Annotated in this window: 1 protein-coding gene; it reads right to left on the bottom strand. The window is 36.8% G+C overall.

The window, feature by feature from the left end:
- Window positions 1-273: 273 nt before the first annotated feature.
- Window positions 274-546 (bottom strand): IS30 family transposase (locus LOSG293_RS09830; RefSeq protein WP_034529901.1); only part of this gene is annotated, 273 nt, incomplete at its 5' end.

A 546-nucleotide genomic window follows, 5' to 3' on the forward strand; every position in this document is an offset into this window, starting at 1 on the left:
GCTTCAAACACTTTGGATGTAATACCTCTAATCGTACTTTTTTTAAAATTATAGAAATTTACATTAGTATCTTCGATACTTAAAGCGAATTTGATGGTGTTATTATTTGGGTTCATGGTTTTTTCATATCCTTTCTAATGATGCTTGTGGTGGGTGGATTTTAAGTATATGAGGCCATGGGCCTTTTTTTATGCAAAAAATCCTGTTAATAGAATATCACTTAAGATATCCATCAACAGGATTTAGTATAGAGCCGAAATAACTTGAACAAATTTAGTAACGCAGATTACGCAACAAGATCTCAATCGGTGTTCGCCAATTTAAACATTTGAGTGGTCGGCAATTCGAATACCAGTTAATTTGAATCAATTCATCATCGGTAATCTCATCAATCGGTTGACCTTTGGGAATGAAGCGGCGTAGTACTCGGTTGCGATTTTCATTACTACCTCGTTCATGTGGCGAATAAGCGTGCGCAAAGTACAGCGGAACACCGGTCTGTTCTTCAATCAAATTGTAGTTGGCGAATTCTTTCCCATGGTCAAC

The organism is Secundilactobacillus oryzae JCM 18671 (assembly GCF_000740055.1).
In the GTDB taxonomy this organism is placed as follows: Bacteria; Bacillota; Bacilli; order Lactobacillales; family Lactobacillaceae; genus Secundilactobacillus; species Secundilactobacillus oryzae.